Below are 19,271 nucleotides of genomic sequence, written 5' to 3'. Positions count from 1 at the left end.
AGCGGCGTATCAGCCCCGCGGCAGCGGCGCGGGGCATCCTCGGCCCGGGAGCACCGTATCCGTCCGGCTGAGGAACCAGGAGACGTCCCATGACGAAGGCAGGCCACCCGTGCCACCCCGGGGACGGAGGTGACGAACCATTCATCACCCAGCATCCTCCGCACCCGGAGCGGCCGGACTCCCCGGCGGGGGAGCACCCCGGCGACGGCCCACTTCTGCCCGACGGCACCCCGGAATGCACCACGCTGTCGGCCGGCGCCCCTGAGGGGTCCGACTGCGTGCCGCTGACCCCGCAGCAGCACAGCCTGCTGCTTGACGCGATCGCGCACCCGGGCACCGGCCGCTATGTCGAGCAACTGGTCTGGCGATGGCAAGGCCCGCTGGACACCCTCCGGTTCACCGCCGCCTGGCAGGCCGTCTTCGACCGTGAGAGTGTCCTGCGCGCCGCATTCGACGTGCTTGGCGAGCCCCGTATCGTCCTGCACGAGCATGTCAGGGCCCAGGTCGTCCGGCATGCCGCGGGCGCCGTCGCCTGGGACGAGCTCGTCGAGCGGGACCGGCTGAGCGGCTTCGACCTCGGCAGCCCGGGTCTGCTGCGGATCACCCTCGTCGACGAGCCCCCGGCCCCGGCGGGCCCGCCTGCGGCCGCCACCCGGATCCTGCTCACGCACCACCATGTCCTGCTGGACGGCTGGAGCGTCGTCGTCCTGCTGCAGGAGTTCTACCGGGCCTATCTCGCCGGGGGCGAACTGCCCGGAGGCGAGCGCCGCCCCGACATCCGTGACTACACCCGCTGGCTGGCGGCTCAGGACACCGGCCCGGCCCGGGGGTTCTGGTCCCGGGCCCTGACCGGCACCGCGCCCCCGCTGACCCTGATGCGGCCCGGGCCCGGGCCCGTCACCGGCCAACGGGGCCACGGCCGCGCCGCTGCCCGGCTCGACGCCGCCGAGGCCGAACTGCTGCGTACCTGGGCGGCGGGCCACGCCGCTACCGAGGCCGGAGCTCTGCAGGCCCTTTGGGCGATCCTGCTGTACAGGGCCAGTGACGCCCGTGGCCCGGCGCCAGTGGGATTCGGCGTCGCCGTGTCCGGCCGCGGCATCCCGCTGGAGGTCGCCGAGCGGCTCCCCGGACTGCTGATGAACGTGCTGCCCATGACCATCCAGGTCGACCCGGCGCAGCACCTGCCGCTGCTGCTGGCCCAACTGCGTGACCTGACACTGGACATGGCCGCGTACGAATGGGTGTCGCTGGAGCAGATCCAGGCGTGGAGCGGCCGCCCCGCCGACGAGCAGCTCCTCGACAGCGTGCTCGTCTTCGCGCACTGTCCGCGGATGGCCGACGGCCTCGAGACGGCTCTCGCCGCGCAGGACATCTGCGTCTCACTGCCCGGCGCCGTCGGCTCGCCCGCCGCGTACCCCGTCGTCCTGCTCGCCGGCCGCGACGCCGACGGCGGCCTCGCCCTCACTGCCGTGCACGACCGCGGCAGGATCGCCGACGACGCAGCCGGCCAACTCCTGGGCCAGTGCATCCGGTTGCTGCGGCAGCTGCCCCACACAGCCGACGACACGACCGTAGGCGACATCCTTCATCTGCTCTGCGAGCAGGACCCGCCACCCGTCACGGGCTGAGCCCCGGCGGCCCTGTCAGCTCCAGCCGCTCTCGAGCAGATCTTGACACCCTGGTCCGATCGAACCGGAGGAGTGGTCCGGGCGATCCCCAGGAGGAGCTCATGCACGACGACAAGCAAGAGCGCGAACGCCCCGCACGAGACCTCGTGTCCCTGGCTCCGGCGCCCCGGCTCGCCGGGGTCGACGAGGACGACACGGCCGAGCCGCACATCGTCCGCGGCATCGACTGAACGTCCCGCCGGTACACCGCAATTCGAGCGCGCCCCGGCACACTGCCCCGGCAGCCGAATCACGAGGGGGAATCACGCCATGCCGCGCTCAGGAGCACGTACGGACATCCCGACGATGCCGCCCCAGGCCGAGGAATTCCTGGCCGCGCCGCAGGTCGGCACGCTGACCACCCTGCGGCCCGACGGAACCCTGCACGCCGCGCCAGTACGGTTCACCTGGGACGCCGCAGCCGGACTCGCCCGGGTCCTGACGGTCGCCTCCTCGCGCAAGGCCAGGAACCTCGTCGCCGCCCCCGGCAGCCGGATCGCGCTGTGCCAGGTGGACGGCTTCAGCTGGGTCACGCTCGAAGGCACCGCCACCGTCAGTGAGGACCGCCGGCGCGTGGCCGAAGGCGTGCGGCGCTATGCCAGGCGCTACTGGTCCGCGCCGCCCAGCCCGGCCGACCGCGTGATCATCGAGATCGCCGTCGACCGGGTGCTGAGCCTCAATCTGTGAGGGTGTCGGTTCACGCACGCGGTGCGGGCGGGTTCCCGGTGGCCCAGATCAGGCGGAACGACAGCAGGCTCAGCCGCCAGCCCTCGCTCGTCCGTCGGGCCTCGCCGGTCACGAACGTGCCGGTGGCGAACAGAGGCGGCCGCTCGCCGCCCGGCAGTTCGCCCTGCGGCAGATGGACATGGGTCGAGATGAGGTTGGCCCGCAGCCGGGCCCGCTCACCGTGGATTTCGACGACGGCCGGCGAGCCCAGATGCTGCGTCCGCTCGAAGGCCGCAAGCGCGCTGCGGTGATAGGCGGCGAGGCCGTCGATCCCTTCGTGCCGGCTCATCGGGAACTCGACGACCGTGTCGTCGGTGAACAGCCTTTTCGCCCAGTCGTCGTCGAGTTTTTCATCGTCGAGGCCGACCAGGTAACGGTCCAGAAGTGAGCCTATTTCGGCGGTGGATCGGGTTGAGGTCATGCCTGAGCATGACCGCAGTTCTTCGCGCGGACCAACCCTGCCTGTACGAGATCTGACATTCACCGCAGACATCTGTACTGGCGTGTAAAAGGCCTGTCCCGGCGGCTATTTACGGCCCGGGCGCCCCTCGCAATACTCGAGAAACACCAGTTGGAAGAGGGCAGATGGACACCTTTGACGCGGACGTGATCATTGTAGGGGCCGGACCCACCGGACTCATGCTCGCGGGCGAGCTGGGTCTCAAGGGAGTCTCGGCCACAGTCGTCGAGCGGCTTGCCGAACCCATCAAGGAATCGCGGGCTCTTGGTTTCTCGGCGCGTACCGTCGAGGAATTCAATCAGCGGGGCCTGCTGTCCCGTCTGGGCGACGTCGACGTTATTCCGGCCGGTCATTTCGGGGGCATTCCTCTCGACTACCGTGTGATCGGCGGAGGTTCGTACGGAGCCCGCGGAATTCCCCAGTCGCGTACCGAGGCCATGCTGGGCGCCTGGGCAGTCGAACAGGGCGTGGAGATACGCCGGTCGCTGGAGGTCTGCGGCCTCGACGCGGACGACGACGGCGTGAGCGTGCAGCTCAGCGGGCCCGAGGGCACCAGTGCGCTGCGCGCCCGGTACGTGGTGGGCTGCGACGGCGCGCGCAGCACCGTGCGCCGACTGGCCGGAATCGACTTTCCCGGCACCGACCCCGCCGTCGAGCTGCGCTTCGCCGACGTCGCGGGCGTCCCGCTGCGGCCGCGTTTCAGTGGCGAACGCGTGCCGGGCGGCATGGTGATGGTGCTGCCGATCGGCCCCGACCGCAGCAGGATCATCTACTTCGACCGGGACGAACCGCTGCGCACCAGCCCCGAGCCGATCACCTTCGAGGAGGTGTCCGCCGCCTTCCAGCGGCTGTCGGGCGAAGACATCAGCGGCGCCACGCCGCTGTGGGTCAGCTCCACCACCGACATCAGCCGTCAGGCCGCCGAGTACCGGCGCGGCCGCGTCTTCCTGGCCGGCGACGCGGCGCACATCCACCTGCCCATCGGGGCCCAGGGAATGAGCGCGGGCGTGCAGGACGCCGTCAACCTCGGCTGGAAGCTTGCCCTGGACATCCAGGGCAAGGCGCCCCACGGTCTGCTCGACACGTACCACAGCGAGCGCCACCCGGTCGGCGCCCGCATCCTGGCCAACACCCTTGCCCAGCGCATCCTCTACCTGAGCGGGGACGAGATGACGCCGCTGCTCGGGGTCCTCGCCGAGCTGACGCAGCACGGGTCGGTCCAGCGTCACCTCGTCGGCATGGTCACCGGCCTCGACATCCGCCATGACGTCGGCCCCGGCGACCACCCGCTGCTGGGACGGCGCCTCCCGGACAAGGACGTGGTCATCGGCGGCAGGAAGACCAGCAGTTCGGAGCTTCTGCACTCAGGACGCGGCGTACTGCTCGACCTGAAGGGCGACCCGCAGCTGCGCGACATCGCCGCCGGATGGGCCGGCCGGGTCGACAGGGTCACCGCCGACGACCCCGACTGCGACGCCCCGATGGACGGAATCCTCGTGCGCCCCGACGGCTATGTCGCCTGGGCCTCACCCTCCGGCTCACGCACCGACGGTCTGGCCGACGCGCTCGGCCGCTGGTTCGGCCTGCCCGACTGAGCCGGGAACGACGGCTCTCATATCCGCCACCTCAAGGAAGCGAAGGAAGAAATGCCCATCATCTCCACCGAGGACCAGCATCTGACCGTCCTCAACCTGTTCACGACCGACGCCCCCGAGAAGCAGGACAAGCTCCTGGCGGAGATGCGGAAGATCGTCGACGCCGCGACGTACGAGGGCTGGATCTCCAGTACCGTGCACGCCGGCCAGGACAAGCCGGGCACCGCGAACTTCATCCAGTGGCGCAGCGGGGAGGACCTTCAGGCGCGGTACGCCGGCGAGGAGTTCAAGCACCGCACGCTCCCCGTCTTCGGCGAGATCACCACGTCGATCCGGCTGCTCCAGAACGAGATCGCGTTCACCCAGCGCCACCCGTCCGCAGGCGAGGCGATCGAGATCTCGCCCACCCGCGACGACCTCACCGTGATCGAGGTCTTCGGGGTCGCCGAGGGCGACCAGGGCGACCTGGTCGACGCCCTGGGCCCGTCCCAGGACTGGCTGCTCGACGTCCCGGGCTACCGATCCCACAGCGTCCTGCGCGGTCTGGCCGCCCGGGGCCTGGAGGGCTCCTTCGTCGTCGTCTACTCCCAGTGGGCCGACAAGGACTCCTACGACGCCTTCCGCGCCGTACCGCGCAGCGAGCAGTCCCCGGCCCGGCAGAAGTCGCAGGCCCGCGTCGAGGCCCTGGCGACGAGCAGTGACTGGAACACCTACCGCGTCGTCCACACACGCTCGGCCGGCCAGTGACACACCCGAACACCTAGGGAGTGTTCCAGGACACGCCCCAGGTACGGCACGCCCGAAGCGACAGGACGCCCGGCTCCGTCGGCGAGCCGGGCGTCCTGATGCGCCCGGCCGGTGCCGCCGATAGATCAAGCCATTCCCACTCTGCCGGAATTCTGGCTTCCCCCGTGCCGGGCACGATCGCGAGGCCTCACCGTCGGCCCTGCGAGCTCAAACCGCGACCGCCAAGGAGCGAACACGTATGAACAGCACGCTGATCGTCGCCCGGATGGCACCCGGTTCCAGCGCTGAGGTGGCCAGGCTGTTTGCCGACTTCGACGCGACGGACATGCCCCGGCTCATGGGAACACGCCGCCGCCAGCTGTTCTCCTACCGGGGCCTGTACTTCCACCTGCAGGACTTCGACGAGGACAACGGCGGCGAGCTCATCGAACAGGCCAAGACCGATCCCCGCTTCGTCGGGATCAGCGATGACCTGAAGCCGTTCATCGAGGCGTACGACCCGGCCACCTGGCGCTCGCCGTCCGACGCCATGGCCACCCGCTTCTACACCTGGAAGGCCTCGGCGTGAGCGGGCGCAGGGTGGTCATCACCGGTCTGGAGGTCATCGCCCCAGGCGGGGTGGGGGCCAAGAGCTTCTGGGACCTGCTGAGCGACGGACGAACCGCGACCCGCGGGATCACCTTCTTCGACCCCGCCCCGTTCCGCTCCCGGGTGGCCGCCGAGATCGACTTCTGCCCCTACGGCCACGGGCTGAGCCCGCAGGAGGTCCGGCGCATGGACCGGGCCGCGCAGTTCGCCGTGGTCGCCTCGCGCGGCGCGGTCGAGGACAGCGGTATCGACGTCGGCGGCCTCGACCCGTACCGCATCGGCGTCACCGTGGGCAGCGCCGTGGGCGCCACGATGGGGCTCGACGAGGAGTACCGGGTCGTCAGCGACGGTGGCCGGCTGGATCTCGTGGACCACCGGTACGCGGCCCCGCACCTCTACAACCACCTGGTGCCCAGCTCGTTCGCGGCCGAGGTCGCCTGGGCCGTCGGCGCGCAGGGGCCGAGCACCGTCGTCTCCACGGGCTGCACCTCCGGCATCGATGCGGTCGGCTACGGCGTCGAGCTGCTGCGGGAAGGCTCCGTCGACATCATGATCGCTGGCGCGTCCGACGCCCCGATCTCGCCGATCACCATGGCCTGCTTCGACGCCATCAAGGCCACGACCCCGCGCTACGACGACCCGCAGCGCGCCTCACGTCCCTTCGACGGCACCCGTAACGGGTTCGTACTCGGAGAGGGCAGCGCCTTCTTCGTCCTGGAGGAGCTGGAAAGCGCTCGCAAGCGCGGCGCCCACATCTACGCGGAGATCGCGGGCTACGCCACCCGCAGCAACGCGTACCACATGACCGGACTGCGCCCGGACGGCGCGGAGATGGCAGAGGCGATCCGGGTCGCGCTCGACGAGGCGCGGATGAACGCCGACGCGATCGACTACATCAACGCCCACGGCTCAGGCACCAAGCAGAACGACCGGCACGAGACCGCGGCGTTCAAGAAGAGCCTCGGCGACCACGCCTACCGCACCCCCGTCAGCTCCATCAAGTCCATGGTCGGGCACTCGCTGGGCGCCATCGGCTCCATCGAGATCGCCGCCTCCGCGCTGGCGATGGAGTACGACGTCGTGCCGCCGACGGCCAATCTGCACACCCCCGACCCGGAGTGCGACCTCGACTACGTACCCCTCACCGCGCGCGACCAGCTCGTCGACGCGGTCCTCACCGTCGGCAGCGGCTTCGGCGGATTCCAGAGCGCCATGGTTCTCGCCAGTCACGAAAGGAGCCTGATATGACCTCGTCGGTAGTGGTCACCGGCCTGGGCATCGCCTCTCCCAACGGGCTCGGCGCACAGGACTACTGGGCGGCGACCCTGAGCGGCAAGAGCGGCATCGGCCGCATCACCCGCTTCGACCCGTCCGGCTACCCGTCCCGGCTGGCCGGGGAGATCCCCGGCTTCGAGGCGGAGCAGTATCTGCCCAGCCGCCTCATCCCGCAGACCGACCGCATGACGCGGATCGCGCTGGTGGCCGCCGACTGGGCGCTCGCGGATGCCGGGGTACGGCCGGAGGACCTTCCCGAGTTCGACATGGGCGTCGTCACCGCTAGCGCGTCGGGCGGTTTCGCTTTCGGCCAGGGCGAGTTGCAGAAACTGTGGAGCCAGGGCAGCCAGTTCGTTTCCGCGTACCAGTCATTCGCCTGGTTCTACGCCGTCAACAGCGGCCAGATATCCATCCGTAACGGCATCAAGGGCCCCAGCGGCGTCGTCGTCAGCGACCAGGCCGGCGGCCTGGACGCTGTGGCCCACGCCCGCCGGCAGATCCGCAAGGGGACCAGCCTGGTCGTGTCCGGCGCCGTCGACGCGTCGCTCTGCCCCTGGGGCTGGGTGGCTCAGCTCGCCGGCGGCAAGCTCAGCACGAGCGACGAACCGACGAGGGCGTACCTGCCCTTCGACCGCGACGCGCGCGGATATGTGCCGGGTGAGGGAGGCGCGATCCTCATCCTCGAGGACGCCGAGTCCGCCAGGGCCCGGGGTACCCGCGTCTACGGCGAGATCTCCGGCTACGGGGCGACCATCGACCCCAGGCCGAGCATGGGCCGGCCCAGCGAGGAGCACGGACCCGGACGCGAGCCGGGCCTGCGCAAGGCCATCGACATCGCTCTCGCCGACGCGGACATCGCCCCCGGCGACGTGGACGTGGTCTTCGCCGACGGCGCGGGCGTCCCCGCACTCGACCGTATCGAGGCCGAGGCGATCACCGCGGTCTTCGGTGTCCGCGGGGTCCCCGTCACGGCACCCAAGACGATGACCGGACGCCTGTACTCGGGCGCGGCCCCGCTCGACCTGGCGACCGCCTTCCTCGCCATTGAGGAAGGCGTCATCCCGCCCACCGTGCACATCGACCCCTGCCCCGAGTACGTCCTGGACCTGGTCCTGTCCCAGCCGCGCCCCGCCGACGTGCGGACCGCGCTGGTGCTTGCCCGGGGCCACGGCGGATTCAACTCCGCCATGGTCGTGCGCGCTCCCGGCAGCACCGCGTGACCCCTGAGAAAACCGCCTCGCACCACCGGGGCGCACCCACCACCACTTGCCGTATCGATGAAGGGATTCACATGGCCACCAAGCTTTTCACCATCGACGACCTCAAGCGCATCCTGCTCCAGGCCGCCGGCGCGGACGAGGGCGTCGACCTGGACGGCGACATCCTGGACACGCCCTTCGCCGTTCTCGGCTACGAGTCGCTGGCGCTCCTGGAGACCGGGGGCTTCATCGAGCGGGAGTACGGGATATCGCTCGACGACGACGATGTCGCCGACGCGGGGACCCCGCGCGCCCTCATCGACGCCGTCAACGCGCAGCTGGTGCCCGTCCAGGCAGCCTGAGGGGAACCGACATGACACAGAACACGGCACGCGTCGCCCTGGTGACGGGCGCGACCAGCGGGATCGGTCTCGCGACGGCCAGGCTGCTGGCCACGCAGGGCCACCGGGTGTACATCGGCGCGCGCAACGCCGAGAACATCACCGCCACGGTCAAGGAGCTGCAGGCCGAAGGGCTCGACGTCGACGGCTCGGTCGTCGACGTGACCGACGGAGAGGCCGTGGCGGCGTTCGTCCAGGCCGCCGTCGACCGCTTCGGCCCGATCGACGTACTGGTCAACAACGCCGGCCGGTCGGGCGGCGGAGTGACCGCCGACATCGCCGACGAGCTGTGGGACGACGTGATCGACACCAACCTCAACAGCGTCTTCCGGCTCACCAAGGCGGTGCTCAACACCGGCGCCATGCGGCACAAGGACCGCGGCAGGATCATCAACATCGCCTCCACCGCGGGCAAGCAGGGCGTCGTGCTCGGCGCGCCGTACTCGGCGTCCAAGCACGGTGTGGTCGGCTTCACCAAGGCACTCGGCAACGAGCTGGCGCCCACCGGCATCACGGTCAACGCCGTGTGCCCCGGCTATGTCGAGACACCCATGGCCCAGCGGGTGCGGCAGGGCTACGCCGCCGCGTACGACACCTCGGAGGCGGCGATCCTCGAGAAGTTCCAGGCGAAGATCCCCCTCGGCCGCTACTCCACCCCCGAAGAGGTCGCCGGACTCGTCGGCTATCTCGCATCGGACACGGCCGCCTCCATCACCGCGCAGGCATTCAACGTCTGCGGCGGCCTCGGCAACTTCTGACCCCAGTCCACGCATGTGAAGGAGGAGTGGTCATGACGACCCGTGAAGTAGAACACGAGATCACGGTCGGCGCCCCGGCGGCGGAGGTCTACCGGCTGCTGGCGGAAGTCACCAACTGGCCGCGCATCTTCCCGCCGACGATCCACGTCGACCAGCTGGAGGCGGACGCGGACGGCACCCGTGAGCGTATCCGCATCTGGGCGACCGCCAACGGCGAGGCGAAGAACTGGACATCACGCCGCACCCTCGATCCCGATGCCCTGCGCATCACCTTCCGGCAGGAGATCACCGCGCCGCCGGTCGCCGAGATGGGCGGCACCTGGATCATCGAGCCGCTCGGTGAGCGGGAGTCCCGGGTCCGGCTGCTGCACGACTACCGGGCCGTCGACGACGACGCGCACGACCTGCTCTGGATCGAGCGGGCCGTCGACAAGAACAGCACCGCCGAGCTGGCGGCCCTCAAGGAGAACGTCGAACTGGCCCACGCCGCCGAGGAGGTGACCTTCTCCTTCACCGACACGGTGCGCATCGCCGGCGCCGCCAAGGAGGTGTTCGACTTCATCAACGAGGCGGACCTGTGGTCCGACCGGCTGCCCCATGTGGCCACCGTACGGCTCACGGAGGAGACTCCCGGCCTGCAGACCCTCGAGATGGACACCCGCGCCAAGGACGGCTCGGTGCACACCACCAAGTCGTACCGGGTGACCTTCCCGCACCAAAAGATCGCCTACAAGCAGGTCACGCTGCCCGCGCTGATGACCCTGCACACCGGGGTCTGGACCGTCGAGGAGATCTCCGGCGGCGGCACCGAAGCCTCCTCACAGCACACCGTCACCCTCAACACCGCCAACATCGCGAAGATCCTCGGCCCCGACGCCACCGTCGCCGACGCCCGCGCATACGTCCACACGGCGCTCAGTACGAACAGCCGCGCCACCCTGGACCACGCCAAGAACTACGCCGAACAGAAGAGCTGACCGTGGCCGCGGACCGCCTGGACACTCAGGTCGTCGTTGTCGGCGCCGGCCCCGTCGGGCTCATGCTCGCCGGTGAGCTGAGACTGGGCGGCCTCGACGTGGTCGTCCTGGAGAAGCGGCACGTCCACACGGACGAGTCGAGGGCCTCGACCCTGCACGCCCGCACCATGGAGATCCTCGACAGCCGCGGCCTCCTCATCCACTTCGGCACACCGCCGAACGAGACACGCGGCCATTTCGGCGGCATCCCGCTCGACCTCACCCTGCCGAGCCCCTACCCGGGCCAGTGGAAGGTCCCGCAGACAAGAACCGAAGCGGTCCTCGAAGAGTGGGCGCTCTCGCTGGGCGCCGACATCCGCTGCGGTCACGAGCTGCGCGCCCTCACGCAGTCCCGGGTGGGGGCGGGGGAGGGGCAGTACGTGCAGGCCGAAGCCGCGGGCCGCGACGGCATCGTGCAGGTACGCGGCCAGTACCTCGTCGCCTGTGACGGCGAGGACAGTACGGTCCGCCGGCTCATCGGCGCCGACTTCCCGGGCCACGACGCCCGCCGCGAACTGCTGCGCGCCGACGTGGAGGGAATCGGCGTCCCCGACCGGCGCTTCAACCGGCTGCCGCAGGGCCTGGCCGTCGCGGCCCGCCGCAACGACGGCGTGACCCGCGTGATGGTGCACGAGTTCGGCAGCAGCGCGCGGCCGCGCGCCGAAGAAGCACAGTTCGATGAGATCGCCACCATCTGGAAGCGGGTCACCGGAGAGGACATCAGCGGCGGAAAGCCGCTGTGGGTCAACTCCTTCGGCGACGCCAACCGCCAGCTCGTCAGCTACCGCCACGGCCGGATCCTGTTCGCCGGGGACGCGGCCCACCGCCAGATGCCCATCGGTGGCCAGGCCCTCAACCTCGGCCTGCAGGACGCCTTCAACCTGGGCTGGAAACTGGCAGCGACGGTGGCCGGCCGTGCCGGAGACGGCATGCTCGACACCTATCACCAGGAGCGGCACGCCGTCGGCCGGCGGGTCCTGGCCAACATCGAGGCGCAGGCGCGGCTGCTGCTCGGCGGGAGGGAAGTCGAGCCGGTACGCACCGTCCTGGCGGAGCTCATCGCGTACACCCCCGTGCGCGAGCACCTCGCCGGCATGATCAGCGGCCTGGACATCCGCTATGACGCCGGGCCGGGCGGCCATCCGCTGCTCGGCGCCCGGCTGCCGCACTCCGTCCTGCTCTCGGGTGAAGGACACCTCACCACCTCCCAGCTGTTGCACCCCGGCCGGGGCATACTCATCGATCTGAGCGGCGGCACCGGAGCACCGCTGCGCCCGTACAGCGGCTGGTCCGAACGGGTCAGCCTGCTGGCGGCGCTCCCACGAGCGGGCAGCGCTCTGGACGGCACAGGCTGTGTCCTGGTGCGGCCGGACGGCCATGTCGCCTGGGCAGGACCAGGAACAGGAACCGGGACAGCCGGACTGCGCCAGGCGCTGGAACGCTGGTTCGGCCCGCCGCGCTGAGCCCCCGACGCCCCGCCCTCAACCCCCCACCCCCGCGGCACCACAAGTCCATCTCGAGGAAAGGACAACCATGGAAGGGACAGCCGTGGACACCGATGTCATCGTCGTCGGCGCCGGTCCGACCGGACTGATGCTCGCCGCCGAGCTGCGTCTGGGCGGGGCACGCGTCATCGTCACCGAGCAGCTGGCCCGCCCCACCGGCCAGTCACGGGGCCTGGGCTTCACCGCCCGGGCCATGGAGGTGTTCGACCAGCGCGGGATCCTGCCCCGGTTCGGCCAGGGCGAGACGCTGGAGATCAGCCCGATGGGCCACTTCGGCGGGGTCCAGTTCGACTACACCACCCTGGAGGGCGGCCACTTCGGAGCCCGGGGAATCCCGCAGAGCCAGACCGAGGCCGTACTCGAGGAGTGGGCCCGCGCGCTGGGCGCGGACATCCGCCGCGGCTGGCAGTTCCTCGAACTCGCCGACGGCTTCCTGGACAGCGAAGGCGACGGCGTCACGGTCACCGTGCAGACCCCGGGAGGGGTCAGGCAACTGCGCGCCGCCTACCTCGTGGGGTGCGACGGCGGACACAGCAACGTACGCAAGGCCGCCGGCTTCGACTTCCCGGGCACATCGGCGACGCGCGCGATGTTTCTCGCCGATGTGACCGGCTGCGAGCTGCGCCCTCGCTTCCTCGGCGAACGCCTGCCGAACGGCATGGTGATGGCGGCTCCCCTGGCCGAGGGCGTGGACCGCATCATCGTCTGTCCGAACGGCACCCCGGCGCGCGGCCGTGACGAGATGCCGGTGACCTTCACCGAAGTCGCCGACGCCTGGCAGCACATCACTGGCGAGGACATCCACGGCGGCGGGGCCGAATGGGTGAGCTACTTCACCGACGCCTCCCGCCAGGCGTCCGAGTACCGCCGCGGCCGGGTCCTGCTCGCCGGGGACGCGGCTCATATCCACCTCCCGGCCGGCGGGCAGGGGCTGAGCTGCGGGGTCCAGGACGCGGCCAACCTCGGCTGGAAGCTGGCCGCCGTCATCAGGGGCGGCGCACCGGCCGGTCTGCTGGACACGTACCACGGCGAACGGCACCCGGCGGGCAGTCGCCTGCTGATGAACACCCGCGCCCAGGGCATGGTCTTCCTCGGCGGCCCGGAGTCGGACCCGCTGCGCGAACTGTTCTCGGAGCTCATCGAGTACGACGACGTGAAACGGCATCTGGCCGGCATCGTCAGCGGCCTCGACATCCGGTACGAGATCGGCGACGGCGACCACCCGCTCCTGGGCCGCCGCCTTCCGCGCCGTCAGCTGATCGGCCAGGACGGCGAGATGAGCACCACCGAGCTGCTCCACCCGGCGCGTGGTGTGCTGCTCGACCTCGGCGACGACGCCCGCATCCGGCAGGTGGCAGCCGGCAGGAACGACCGCGTGAGCGTCATCACCGCCGTGCCCAAGCCGGTCGAAGGAGCCGACCCGCTGACCGGCACGGCCGCGCTGCTCATCCGGCCGGACGGCCATGTGGCCTGGGCCGGGGACGAGTTGGACGGCCTGGCCAAAGCCTTGCAGCGGTGGTTCGGTCCGGGCACGCGGGACGGGTCCGGCGCATGATCCAGGAATGGCCCGGCCTGTGGGGGACGCTGATGGGCAGCGCACTGTCGGATCCGCTGAACGGGACTCCGCTGGCCGGGATCCCCCTGATCGGCGCATCCCTGGCCGGGTCGCCGTCGGCGGTTGAGCCGTCGGCAGGGCCTCCGCCCGCTGTGGCCACCGCGGGGCCCGGGGCCGCTCAGCCCCCGCCCGCCGTGGCCACCGCGGGGCCCGAGACCGCTCAGCCCCCGCCCGCCGCGTCCAGACCGGTACGCCGGATCACCCTGGACGCGGCGGGCATCCCCCTGTCCGCGCTGGTGATCGAGCCGGAGCACACGGCCCCGCGCGCGGTCGTGGTCGCCATCCACGGCGGCGGCATGACCGCAGGCTACTTCGACGGCACGGCCCACCCCGACCAGTCCTTGCTCCTCCTCGGCGCGAGCCTCGGTTACACGGTTCTGGCCGTGGACCGCCCCGGCTACGGGCAGTCCGCGGTGGATCTGCCCGAGGGACAGACACTGGCCGGGCAGACGGGGCTGCTGCGTGCGGCACTCGCCGACTTCGCCTCCCGGTATCCGACCGGCGCGGGACTGTTCCTGCTCGCCCACTCCTTCGGCGGGAAGCTCGCACTGTGCACCGCCGCGGACCCGGCAGAGACACCGCGGCTCCTTGGCCTGGACATCTCGGGCTGCGGCCACCGCTATGCCGCCGTTCCCGCCGCGAACGGCGACGGCAAGGACACCCGGCGGCACTGGGGGCCGCTGCGCCTGTATCCGCCGGACACCTTCCGTTTCTGCGCCACGGTGGTGGCCCCGATGCCGCTGCGCGAAGCCTCGGAACTCGGCCGCTGGCCCGAGCTCTTCCCCGACATCGCGCCCCGCGTCCGTGTACCGGTCCGGCTGACGTTCGCGGAGCACGAGCGCTGGTGGCACCACGGCGATGAGGACCTGGCCGACCTGAGGGCCCGGCTGAGCGGCGCCCCCCGGGTCCAGATCGACCGGCAGCCGGACGCCGGCCACAACATCAGCCTGGGCTGGGCAGCTCGCGCCTACCATTTGCGAGCCCTGGCGTTCCTGGAGGACTGCCTCACAGTCAGGTGACGACGCTCGTGGCTCGTGGCCCAGGACCGAATCGGTCCTGGGCCACGCACGTCATCCGGGCGGCCTCACCGGCCGCCCCGCCGGATCAGCAGGGCCGCGCCTCGACTATCGAGATCGCCGCCGCGGTCTGCACCACCCGCTCCAGCCGGAACCCCGCGGCGGCGAGCAGTTCGGCGTACTGCTCCTGGGTGCGCTCCCTGCCTCCGACGAGCAGCATCAGCCACAGGTCCACGAGCTTCGCCGCGTGCGGCGCGTTCCCCGAGGACGGAGGCACCATCTCCATGAGAAGCAGCCGGCCGTCCTCACTGATCGCCTCCCGCACGTTCTTGAGGATCTCCAGCGCCTGGGACCGGGGCCAGTCGTGCACGATGTGCTTGAGGATGTACGCGTCGTGGCCCGCGGGAGGCGCGTCGAACAGGCCCCCGTCCACTGTCGTGCACCGGTCGGCGACGCCTTCCTCCTTGAGGAAGTCCGCGGCGCCGTTGGTGTCCACACGGGGGTCGTAGAGGATTCCGCGCGCCTGGGCCGCGCGCTGCAGAATCCCCGCGAGCAGGGTGCCGCGGCCGCCGCAGAAGTCGACGATCGTCCCGAACCGCGAGAAGTCGTACGCCGCGACAATCGGCAGCGTTTCGGTGTCCGACATGGCGCCCATCCCGCCGATGAACACCTTGCCGTATGCGGGATTCGCCTCCAGATATTCGAATGCGCCCATGCCGCGCAGCTTCGGCATGCTCGGCTCGCCCGTGCGCACGGAATCCAGCAGATGGCTCCAGTCCTCCCAGTGGGTGGGGTGGCCCATGAGGACGGCGATGGCGCGCATCGAAATCGGCGCGTTCTCGCGCAACGCGTCGGCCATCGGCGTCAGCCCGAACCGGCCGTCCGCCTGCTCCGCGAATATCGAGTAGCCGGCCAGAAGGCGCAGCAGACGGCAGAGCGCTTCGGGGTCGGCGTCGACCTCGCGCGCGAGCTCCTGCACCGTGAGCGGCCCGTCCTCCAGCGCGTCGGCCACGCGGAGTTCGGCGGCGACGTAGATCGCCTGGGTGACCATGGAGCCCTGGGCCAGCTCGAGCAGGGCGAAGGGAGCGGGCGCCAGCTTGCGGGTCAGGTGCTGCAGGCGCGCTCGGACACCTTCGACGGTGCGGACGACGCGGGCGGGTGGCAGAGCGGGCATGAGTTTCCTCCGTGGCGGTGGCTCAGCTGTGGCGGACTTTCCCCTGTGGCGGCGCGTGTTCATCGCATTCCGCGTATTCCGGCGGCTGTACGGGATACATCGATTTTCGGAAAACCATGGGCTTCGCCCGGCCGACTGTAGAGCTGCCGCGCAGAGCCGGACAACTGCTCAGGGAAGCGGCTCGTATTCTCGAGAACTCCTGGGGCCACAGTCGGTGTTCAAGCGCGGAATCACCGCAGTTGAACACCCTGCCGACCCACCCGTAATAGCGCCAAGACGCTGGTCATGAGCCCGGCGAACCACAATGCACCACTGATCGGCGGCGATTGGACACACAGGACCGGCGTGAAATGCATGCCTATCGTGACGCGGGTTTCCAACCGCTCCCACGACAGGGGGCAGGCTCACGACGAGGGAGAGAGATGTCGAGATTGGGCAGGTCATGGACGGGCGCCGTCCTGGCGACCGCGGCCGTGGGCGGCGTCACGGCGGCCATGGGGCCGAGTGCCGCTCAGGCCGCGCAGAATGACACGGCACCCGGCTACGAGGTCATAGCGAGCGGGCTCAACAACCCGCGCGGCATCGCCGTCCTGAAGGACGGCACGGTCCTGGTCGCCGAGTCGGGCACCGGCATGCCCGGCTGCGCGGCGGGCACGGAGTGCGTCGGTGCCACCGGCTCGGTCTACCGGGTCGGCGGCGGCAGGAGCAGCGGCCGCGTCGTCACGGGCCTGAAGTCGGTCGCCATGGGCCCCAAGAGCCCGCAGGAGCCGGTCTCCGCCACCGGCCCGAACGATGTGGCGCCCGGACCCCGCGGCACCTTCGTCGTCCTCAACGGCGGTGGCGGCAATCTCGAGCACCGGGCCACGCTCGGCGAGGACGGCAGGTACGCAGGCACCCTTTACCAGTCCCGGTCCGGCCGGGTGCTCGGGGACCTGGTGAAGTACGAGACCGAGGCCGACCCCGACTGGGTCCTCGGCCACGCGCCGACGCCGCAGGAACCCACGACGGCCCACAGCAACGCCTGGCGCTTCGCGCAGACCCGCACCGGCTGGCTGGTGGCCGACGCGGGCGGCAACGACCTGGTGAAGGTTCCCGGCTGGGGACGCCCTTCCACCGAGACAGTCTTCCCCGACAGCAGGAGTGCCGACGGGAAGCCCGTGCAGGCGGTGCCCAGCGGCGTCGTCGTGGCCGGCGACGGCACCATCTACGTCTGCGACATGGGCGCCCTGAAGCCCGGGGCGTCCCGTATCTGGAAGATCGTGCCGGGCCACAAGCCGGAGGTCTTCGTCAACGGCCTGACCGCGCTCAGCGACCTCGCCCTGGACAGTAAGGGCAACCTGGTCGCGCTCTCGCTCACCGGCGGCTACACGCAGACCGGTCCGCTGCCCGGCAAGGTCCACAAGGTCGACACCCGGTCCAAGGAAGTGACCGAGGTCCCGACCGGCGACAAGCTGTCGATGTCGACCGGCCTGGGCGTCGGGCCCGACGACGAGATCTATGTGACCAACAAGTCGGTCGGCACCAACGGCGAGTTGGTGCGGATCACGCCGTGACGCCCGACGGTCCCGCCGGCCCTGCAACGCCCGGCGGGACCGTCCGCGCCCACGTACCCAGGAGGCAGCCGTGTTCCTTCCCGCCGACACCCCCGACACCCCTGACGCCCGCTGCACCCCCGACCTCTGTGACACCTCCGGCCCCGGGCCCAGGACCGGAGTGTGGTTCCTCGGAGCCCGCGGTTCACTCGCCACCACGGCCGTGGCCGGGTGCGCCGCCGTGGCCGCCGGCCTGATCCCTCCCACCGGGATGGTCACCGGGACACCGCCCTTCGCCGCCTCGGGACTTCCGCCGCTCGGCTCACTGGTCTTCGGCGGCCACGACACGCAGAGCGCCCCGCTGCCCAAGCGTGCTGAACAGCTGGCCGACGGGGGAGTGCTGCCGTACGGCCTCGCCGAGGCCGTACGGGGTGAACTGGCCGCCGCGGACGCGGAGATACGCCCCGGCGGGCCACAACCCGGCGACGCCCGGACGGACGAGGAACTGAGCGCCGCCTTCACCGCCGACATCACGGACTTCGTACGCCGCCGCCGACTGGCCCGGGCGGTGGTCGTGAACGTCGCCTCCACCGAACCGGCCACCGCGGCCGGTGATGCCCGCCTTCCGGCGAGCTCGCTGTACGCGGCGGCGGCGCTGCGCGCGGGCTGCCCGTATGTGAACTTCACCCCCTCGGCCGGGCTGCGCCATCCCGCGCTCGCGGCGTCGGCCACCGTCTGCGGGCTGCCGTACGCGGGGCGCGACGGCAAGACGGGCCAGACACTGCTGCGTTCCGTGCTCGCCCCGATGTTCGTGCAGCGCGCGCTGACGGTGCGGGCGTGGTCGGGTACGAACCTGCTGGGCGGCGGGGACGGAGCGGCGCTGGCCGACTCCCGGGCCGCGGCAGCCAAGAACGCGGGCAAGAACCGGGTTCTCAGCGACACCCTCGGCATGGTGCCCGAGGGGGAGGTCCATATCGACAACGTCCCGGCGCTCGGCGACTGGAAGACGGCCTGGGACCACGTCGCGTTCGAAGGCTTTCTCGGCTCGCGGATGGTCCTCCAGACGATCTGGCAGGGCTGCGACTCGGCACTGGCGGCGCCACTGGTCCTTGACCTGGCCCTGCTCCTGGCCCGCGCGCATGAGGTCGGCCTCGCGGGCCCGCTGCCGGAGCTGGGCTTCTACTTCAAGGATCCGGACGGGGGTCCGGCGGCGCTGGGTGAACAGTTCGAGGCTCTGCTGTCGTTCGCCGACCGGCTGCGGGAGACACAGCGAACGCCCTGTTCTCGCAGGTCGTACGAATCGGAGGGCGTCTGATGTACGCGGAAGCAGGAACAGCCGATCTGCACACCGAACCGGAGGAACGGCTCGCGCCCCCGGCCCGTGACTGGCTCGAAGGCGCACTGGCCGCCGCGGAGTCGGCCAAGCACCGACCCGCACTGCCCGCCCAACGAGGGCTGCCCAGCTGGGAGTTGCGATTCGCCGAGGCCGGCCGCCACTGCGGAGAGGACGCCGCGGACGTCATCCGGGTCCTGCTGCTGCACGCTGCCCGTACCAAGGCCCCCGCGGTGGCCCGCCTCTATCACCAGGGATCCGCCGCGGAACGCCGCGCGGTCCTGCGGGCCCTGCCCTATCTCGGCCTCGATCCGGCCCAGGGGCTGCCGCTGGTCGAGGACGCGCTGCGTACCAACGACACCCGGCTGGTCGCCGCGGCGGTGGGCCCGTACGCAGCCGAGCACCTCGATCCGCACGCCTGGCGGCACGCCGTCCTCAAGTGCCTCTTCAACGGCGTGCCGGTCGACGCGATCGCCTTCCTCGCCGAGCGTGCCCGGGGGGATGGGGAACTTGCCCGCATGCTCGGCGACTACGCGGGAGAACGCACCGCGGCGGCACGTGAGGTGCCCGGTGATCTGTACCGGGTGCTGGCCCTGATCGGCGAGCAGTCCGACGGCCCGGGGCAGCAGTCCTGAGCGGTCCTGACGGCAGCAGTCCTGACAAG

Annotated in this window: 19 protein-coding genes; 17 read left to right on the top strand and 2 right to left on the bottom strand. The window is 70.9% G+C overall.

Going from position 1 to position 19,271, the window contains the following annotated elements:
- Positions 1-89: 89 nt before the first annotated feature.
- From FBY35_RS03255 to FBY35_RS03250, 3 genes are all read left to right on the top strand, one after another.
- The gene (locus tag FBY35_RS03255; RefSeq protein ID WP_142212324.1) at positions 90-1,628 is read left to right on the top strand and encodes a condensation domain-containing protein; all 1,539 of its coding nucleotides are present in this window, start codon (positions 90-92) and stop codon (positions 1,626-1,628) included.
- 101 nt (positions 1,629-1,729) lie between these two features.
- The gene (locus FBY35_RS36865; RefSeq protein WP_260848488.1) at positions 1,730-1,858 is read left to right on the top strand and encodes a hypothetical protein; all 129 of its coding nucleotides are present in this window, start codon (positions 1,730-1,732) and stop codon (positions 1,856-1,858) included.
- A gap of 79 nt (positions 1,859-1,937) precedes the next feature.
- The gene (locus FBY35_RS03250) at positions 1,938-2,354 is read left to right on the top strand and encodes a pyridoxamine 5'-phosphate oxidase family protein (RefSeq protein WP_399208220.1); all 417 of its coding nucleotides are present in this window, start codon (positions 1,938-1,940) and stop codon (positions 2,352-2,354) included.
- Positions 2,355-2,364: 10 nt separating this feature from the next.
- Here the strand turns inward: FBY35_RS03250 and FBY35_RS03245 are convergent, their stop codons facing one another.
- Positions 2,365-2,814 carry a nuclear transport factor 2 family protein gene (locus FBY35_RS03245; protein WP_142212323.1) on the bottom strand — a complete coding sequence of 150 codons (450 nt, stop codon included), beginning with the start codon at positions 2,812-2,814 and terminating at the stop codon, positions 2,365-2,367.
- Positions 2,815-2,978: 164 nt separating this feature from the next.
- Here FBY35_RS03245 and FBY35_RS03240 point away from each other — a divergent pair, with 164 nt between their 5' ends.
- The 11 genes from FBY35_RS03240 to FBY35_RS03190 all read left to right on the top strand — a co-directional run bounded on the left by FBY35_RS03240 (position 2,979) and on the right by FBY35_RS03190 (position 14,571).
- Positions 2,979-4,448 carry an FAD-dependent monooxygenase gene (locus FBY35_RS03240; protein ID WP_142212322.1) on the top strand — a complete coding sequence of 490 codons (1,470 nt, stop codon included), beginning with the start codon at positions 2,979-2,981 and terminating at the stop codon, positions 4,446-4,448.
- Positions 4,449-4,499: 51 nt separating this feature from the next.
- A complete protein-coding gene (locus tag FBY35_RS03235; protein ID WP_142212321.1) occupies positions 4,500-5,195 on the top strand; it encodes an antibiotic biosynthesis monooxygenase in 696 nt (231 codons plus the stop codon).
- A 238-nt stretch (positions 5,196-5,433) separates the two neighbouring features.
- Positions 5,434-5,763, top strand: a complete 330-nt coding sequence (locus FBY35_RS03230; protein ID WP_142212320.1) for a TcmI family type II polyketide cyclase — start codon at positions 5,434-5,436, stop codon at positions 5,761-5,763.
- Entirely contained in the window at positions 5,760-7,031 is a 1,272-nt protein-coding gene (locus FBY35_RS03225; RefSeq protein WP_142212319.1) for a beta-ketoacyl synthase, read from the top strand. The genes FBY35_RS03230 and FBY35_RS03225 overlap by 4 nt, the downstream gene beginning before the upstream one ends.
- A complete protein-coding gene (locus FBY35_RS03220; protein WP_142212318.1) occupies positions 7,028-8,278 on the top strand; it encodes a ketosynthase chain-length factor in 1,251 nt (416 codons plus the stop codon). The genes FBY35_RS03225 and FBY35_RS03220 overlap by 4 nt, the downstream gene beginning before the upstream one ends.
- Before the next feature lie 71 nt (positions 8,279-8,349).
- On the top strand, positions 8,350-8,619 hold the full coding sequence (locus FBY35_RS03215; RefSeq protein ID WP_142212317.1) for an acyl carrier protein: 270 nt from the start codon (positions 8,350-8,352) through the stop codon (positions 8,617-8,619).
- Positions 8,620-8,630: 11 nt separating this feature from the next.
- A complete protein-coding gene (fabG, locus tag FBY35_RS03210; protein ID WP_142212316.1) occupies positions 8,631-9,416 on the top strand; it encodes a 3-oxoacyl-ACP reductase FabG in 786 nt (261 codons plus the stop codon).
- 32 nt (positions 9,417-9,448) lie between these two features.
- Positions 9,449-10,393: an aromatase/cyclase gene (locus tag FBY35_RS03205; RefSeq protein WP_142212315.1), complete on the top strand. Its 945-nt coding sequence runs from the start codon at positions 9,449-9,451 to the stop codon at positions 10,391-10,393.
- A gap of 2 nt (positions 10,394-10,395) precedes the next feature.
- Entirely contained in the window at positions 10,396-11,895 is a 1,500-nt protein-coding gene (locus FBY35_RS03200; protein ID WP_142212314.1) for an FAD-dependent monooxygenase, read from the top strand.
- A gap of 70 nt (positions 11,896-11,965) precedes the next feature.
- Positions 11,966-13,492 carry an FAD-dependent monooxygenase gene (locus FBY35_RS03195; protein ID WP_142212313.1) on the top strand — a complete coding sequence of 509 codons (1,527 nt, stop codon included), beginning with the start codon at positions 11,966-11,968 and terminating at the stop codon, positions 13,490-13,492.
- 194 nt (positions 13,493-13,686) lie between these two features.
- On the top strand, positions 13,687-14,571 hold the full coding sequence (locus tag FBY35_RS03190; protein ID WP_222123137.1) for an alpha/beta hydrolase: 885 nt from the start codon (positions 13,687-13,689) through the stop codon (positions 14,569-14,571).
- Between the two features lie 85 nt (positions 14,572-14,656).
- Here FBY35_RS03190 and FBY35_RS03185 read toward each other — a convergent pair whose 3' ends face one another.
- Positions 14,657-15,742, bottom strand: a complete 1,086-nt coding sequence (locus tag FBY35_RS03185) for a methyltransferase (protein ID WP_142212312.1) — start codon at positions 15,740-15,742, stop codon at positions 14,657-14,659.
- Between the two features lie 422 nt (positions 15,743-16,164).
- Here FBY35_RS03185 and FBY35_RS03180 point away from each other — a divergent pair, with 422 nt between their 5' ends.
- From FBY35_RS03180 to FBY35_RS03170, 3 genes are all read left to right on the top strand, one after another.
- Positions 16,165-17,295 (top strand): ScyD/ScyE family protein, encoded by a 1,131-nt coding sequence (locus FBY35_RS03180; protein WP_160159213.1) that lies wholly within the window; start codon positions 16,165-16,167, stop codon positions 17,293-17,295.
- A gap of 160 nt (positions 17,296-17,455) precedes the next feature.
- Positions 17,456-18,589: an inositol-3-phosphate synthase gene (locus FBY35_RS03175; protein ID WP_260848658.1), complete on the top strand. Its 1,134-nt coding sequence runs from the start codon at positions 17,456-17,458 to the stop codon at positions 18,587-18,589.
- Positions 18,589-19,242 (top strand): EboA domain-containing protein, encoded by a 654-nt coding sequence (locus FBY35_RS03170; RefSeq protein WP_142212309.1) that lies wholly within the window; start codon positions 18,589-18,591, stop codon positions 19,240-19,242. Before FBY35_RS03175 ends, FBY35_RS03170 begins: the two co-directional genes overlap by 1 nt.
- Positions 19,243-19,271 lie beyond the last annotated feature (29 nt).

This window comes from Streptomyces sp. SLBN-118 (assembly GCF_006715635.1).
GTDB lineage: Bacteria > Actinomycetota > Actinomycetes > Streptomycetales > Streptomycetaceae > Streptomyces.
This window is presented reverse-complemented; position numbering and strand designations above follow the sequence as displayed.

Excerpts from the sequence above, each read along its gene's own strand:
- FBY35_RS03255 (WP_142212324.1), top strand. The coding sequence starts at position 90 with ATGACGAAGGCAGGCCACCCGTGCCACCCCGGGGACGGAGGTGACGAA.
- fabG (WP_142212316.1), top strand. The coding sequence starts at position 8,631 with ATGACACAGAACACGGCACGCGTCGCCCTGGTGACGGGCGCGACCAGC.
- FBY35_RS03180 (WP_160159213.1), top strand. The coding sequence starts at position 16,165 with ATGTCGAGATTGGGCAGGTCATGGACGGGCGCCGTCCTGGCGACCGCG.
- FBY35_RS03205 (WP_142212315.1), top strand. The coding sequence starts at position 9,449 with ATGACGACCCGTGAAGTAGAACACGAGATCACGGTCGGCGCCCCGGCG.
- FBY35_RS03245 (WP_142212323.1), bottom strand. The coding sequence starts at position 2,814 with ATGACCTCAACCCGATCCACCGCCGAAATAGGCTCACTTCTGGACCGT.
- FBY35_RS03250 (WP_399208220.1), top strand. The coding sequence starts at position 1,938 with ATGCCGCGCTCAGGAGCACGTACGGACATCCCGACGATGCCGCCCCAG.
- FBY35_RS03235 (WP_142212321.1), top strand. The coding sequence starts at position 4,500 with ATGCCCATCATCTCCACCGAGGACCAGCATCTGACCGTCCTCAACCTG.
- FBY35_RS03170 (WP_142212309.1), top strand. The coding sequence starts at position 18,589 with ATGTACGCGGAAGCAGGAACAGCCGATCTGCACACCGAACCGGAGGAA.
- FBY35_RS36865 (WP_260848488.1), top strand. The coding sequence starts at position 1,730 with ATGCACGACGACAAGCAAGAGCGCGAACGCCCCGCACGAGACCTCGTG.
- FBY35_RS03195 (WP_142212313.1), top strand. The coding sequence starts at position 11,966 with ATGGAAGGGACAGCCGTGGACACCGATGTCATCGTCGTCGGCGCCGGT.
- FBY35_RS03220 (WP_142212318.1), top strand. The coding sequence starts at position 7,028 with ATGACCTCGTCGGTAGTGGTCACCGGCCTGGGCATCGCCTCTCCCAAC.
- FBY35_RS03215 (WP_142212317.1), top strand. The coding sequence starts at position 8,350 with ATGGCCACCAAGCTTTTCACCATCGACGACCTCAAGCGCATCCTGCTC.
- FBY35_RS03230 (WP_142212320.1), top strand. The coding sequence starts at position 5,434 with ATGAACAGCACGCTGATCGTCGCCCGGATGGCACCCGGTTCCAGCGCT.
- FBY35_RS03240 (WP_142212322.1), top strand. The coding sequence starts at position 2,979 with ATGGACACCTTTGACGCGGACGTGATCATTGTAGGGGCCGGACCCACC.
- FBY35_RS03185 (WP_142212312.1), bottom strand. The coding sequence starts at position 15,742 with ATGCCCGCTCTGCCACCCGCCCGCGTCGTCCGCACCGTCGAAGGTGTC.